This window comes from Kitasatospora sp. NPDC057512 (assembly GCF_042802135.1).
In the GTDB taxonomy this organism is placed as follows: Bacteria; Actinomycetota; Actinomycetes; order Streptomycetales; family Streptomycetaceae; genus Kitasatospora.
Genome location: NZ_JBHVET010000873.1, coordinates 1 through 3,173, shown reverse-complemented (window position 1 = coordinate 3,173; position 3,173 = coordinate 1). Strand labels below are relative to the sequence as shown.

Annotated in this window: 2 protein-coding genes; both read left to right on the top strand. The window is 73.1% G+C overall.

From position 1 onward, the window contains the following. Positions 1-1,297 (top strand): tetratricopeptide repeat protein (locus tag ACFU6K_RS35100; RefSeq protein ID WP_380670088.1); only part of this gene is annotated, 1,297 nt, incomplete at its 5' end. Positions 1,298-1,898: 601 nt separating this feature from the next. Then, on the top strand, positions 1,899-3,107 hold the full coding sequence (locus tag ACFU6K_RS35095) for an RICIN domain-containing protein (RefSeq protein WP_380670086.1): 1,209 nt from the start codon (positions 1,899-1,901) through the stop codon (positions 3,105-3,107). The last annotated feature ends 66 nt before the right edge of the window (positions 3,108-3,173 follow it).

Genomic DNA, 3,173 nt, shown 5'->3' with positions numbered 1-3,173 from the left:
GCGCTACCGCTTCCACGACCTCGTCCGGCTGTACGCGCGCGAGCACGCCGAGGCCGCGGACGAGCCGGCCGCCCGCGCCGCCGCGCTCGGACGGGCCTTCGGCGCCTGGCTCTGGCTGGCCGAGCAGGCGGCCGACCAGGTGCCCGGGCCGTGCTTCGCGCCGATCCACGGGGCCGCGCCGCGCCACCCGATGCCGTCCGGCGTCGCGGCGGCGCTGCTGGACGACCCGATGGCCTGGTTCGACGCCGAGCAGCCCGCCCTGAACGCGAGCGCCCGGCAGGCCGCCGCGCTGCGCATGGTGCCGGTGGCCTGGGACCTCGCTGCCTGCCAGGAGAAGTACTGCGACGTGCGCGGCCTGTACGACGAGTGGCGCACCACCCACCTGGCCGTCCTCCAGGCCTGCCGGTCGGCCGGGGACGGCCTGGGCACCGCCGTGCTCACCCGCGGCCTGATCGAGGTGACGACCTGGACCACCCCGGCCGACGGCGCCGGGACGGCCGTCGACCTGGCGGACGGCGCCCAGACGATGGTCGCCCTGGAGGAGCGCGCGCGGCACCTGCGGCGCCTGTTCGAGCAGGTCGGGGAACCGCGCGGGACGGCCGACGCCCTCGTTCTGACGGCCTGGAGCCTGGTGGCCCAGGGCCGCGCGGAGGAGGCCCTGGAGGCCGGCCGGCACGCCCTGGACCTCGCCACCGCCCACGACCACCCGGGCGGCGAGGCCCGGGCGCACCAGATCATCGCCATCGCCCACGGGGAGACGGACCTCGACCGCACGATCGAGCACCTCACCGAGACGCTGCGGCTGGCGCGGCTGATCGGCAACACCCGCTTCGAGGCGACCGCGATCCAGTTCCTGGGAGCCGCCCACGGCCGGGCCGGTCAGGTGGAGCGGGGCGGCGAGCTGCTCCTGCGCTCGCTCGCCATGGCCCGCTCGCTCAAGGACCGCTACGTGGAGGCGTTCTCGCTGCTGTACCTGGCCACGCTGTACGCGGCCACCGGCGACGACCGCGCCCGGGAGACGGCCGAGGCCGCGCTGGCCATCGCCCGCCGCTTCGACCTGGGCCACCACCTCGCCCAGGCCCTCGGCATCCTCGGGGAGCTGGACCTGGCGGCGGGGGACCACGCCTCGGCCGTCGCCCACCTGGAGGAGTCCGTGCTGGTGTGGCGTGCCCGCGGCTGGCGCTCCTTCCTCGCGGAGGCGCTCCGGGCGCTCGGCCGGGCCTACGAGGCGGCCGGGCTGCCGGAGTCGGCCGCGCGGGTGCTCGCGGAGGCGCGGGAGCTGAGCGACGTCCGGTAGCGGCCCGGGCCCTTGTCGTACCGGCCGCCGGCCGATCCGTCAGTGATCGGTAAGCGATCGGTAAGCGCCCCTGCCTAGGCTCGATCCCCACGGCACGGGACAGGCGTACGCGCCTTTCCCGTACGCGCCGCATGGGCTGCCGGTCGGGTCCGCGCAGGGGACGGACCCGGCCGGAGGTGCGGTCGGCGCGACCGCGACATCCGTCGGCGTGCGACATCCGTCGGCCAGCGACATCCATCGGCCCGCGGGAGCCGTCCGGACCGCGACGTCCGTCGGCCCGCGGGATCCGTCGCCCGGGCCGGGGCTCGGGCCGGGGCTCGGGCGAGGGCGGCGTCGAGGAACGATCCCGACCGACCGTCATGGCGCCGCCCGGTCATGCTCCGGACGGCGGTCCTCCGATGCGTCCGGTTGGTCGTCCCACGTGCCGTTGCCCCTGTCCGGACCTCCCGCCGGAGCGTCCCGCTGACCAGGGGGTTCGGGCGTCACCGGCAGGAAATCCGTGACGTTCCGTAGCGCTTCCGATTGCCGCGTCCTCCCGGCCGGAGAAATCCTGTGGATGCCCGACCACCCGATTTCCTCCGATTCCTCCGAGGAGCCCCACGTGTCGTTCCCAGCCCGTCCGCAAACCCGTCCGTCCGCCTGGCCGGCGACCGTCGCGGCCTTTCTCTCCCTCTCCGGGATCTGGGCCGGAGCCGTGACGGCCGAGGCCGTTCCGACGCCGTCCGCCCCGCCGGTGGCCGCGAGTATCGCGGCCACCGGTCAGACGCCCGGCGCCTATTCGGACTGGACCTTCCACACCACCGACACCGTGACTGACGTCGACTTCCGCAACACCGTGGTCACCAGTCCGGGAGACGGCGACGTGTACTGGGCGCACCAGTTCACCTTTGACGGGAACGGTTCCTACACCGGCTTCCAGCTCGGCAAGCAGAACGACGGACAGTTCCTCTGGTCGACCTGGGCCGACCAGGACCTCCAGTTCAAGGACGGGACCGAGGGCTCGCACTGCTGGAACAACGAGGGTGAGGGCCAGCACCTGCAGTGCTCCAACAGCACCGTCAACCACGGCCGTCCCGTCACCGGGGACACCTACGCCTTCCACGTGGAGATCGACCCCGTGACCCACTGGGCGAAGGTCACCGTGAGCGACGAGACCGCCGGTACCAGCTTCGTCCTGGGCGAGGCCCTGCTGCCGAACTCCTCGAAGATCCAGCCGAGCTGGAACAGCTGGGTGGAGTACTTCGACTGGAACGACTCCCGGTACGTGTGCGACGACAACGCGTACGCCGAGAACCGGTGGGGCAGGATGACCGGCAACGGCGGCACCCTCACCGCCGAGAACACGGGAACGTCGACCAGTGGCACCTGTCAGGACATGGTCCGGCAGCAGAAGCAGGACGACGGGACGCTGATCACCGAGACCGGTCTCGGCCAGTCCGCCCGCTGGCCCCTGCGCTTCACCAACGGCGCCTGTCTGGACCGCGGCGGCGCCACCGGCGTGATCACCTACGGCTGTGCCCAATCGCCCAACGGCAACCAGCTGTTCGTCTTCGCCCGCGACGGCAGCATGCGCAGCGCCGAGGGCAACGAATGCCTGACCGCGCCGCCGTCCGTCGGCGGTCAGATCACCCCCGCCGCGTGTGACGGCTCGGCCGCGCAGCAGTGGACGTACGACGTGATGAACGAGGCCGTGGTGAACCCCGGCGGCTGGGCCATGACCTCCAGCACGTCCGGAGGCAGCGGCGACCCGGTGACCGCGCAGGTCTTCGACGGGCGCGCCGAGCAGACGATCACGCCCTACGAGGTGTGACGGACTGCCAGGTGTCAACGCCCTACGAGCTGTCAGCGCCCTACGAGCCGTCAACGCCCCACGGGG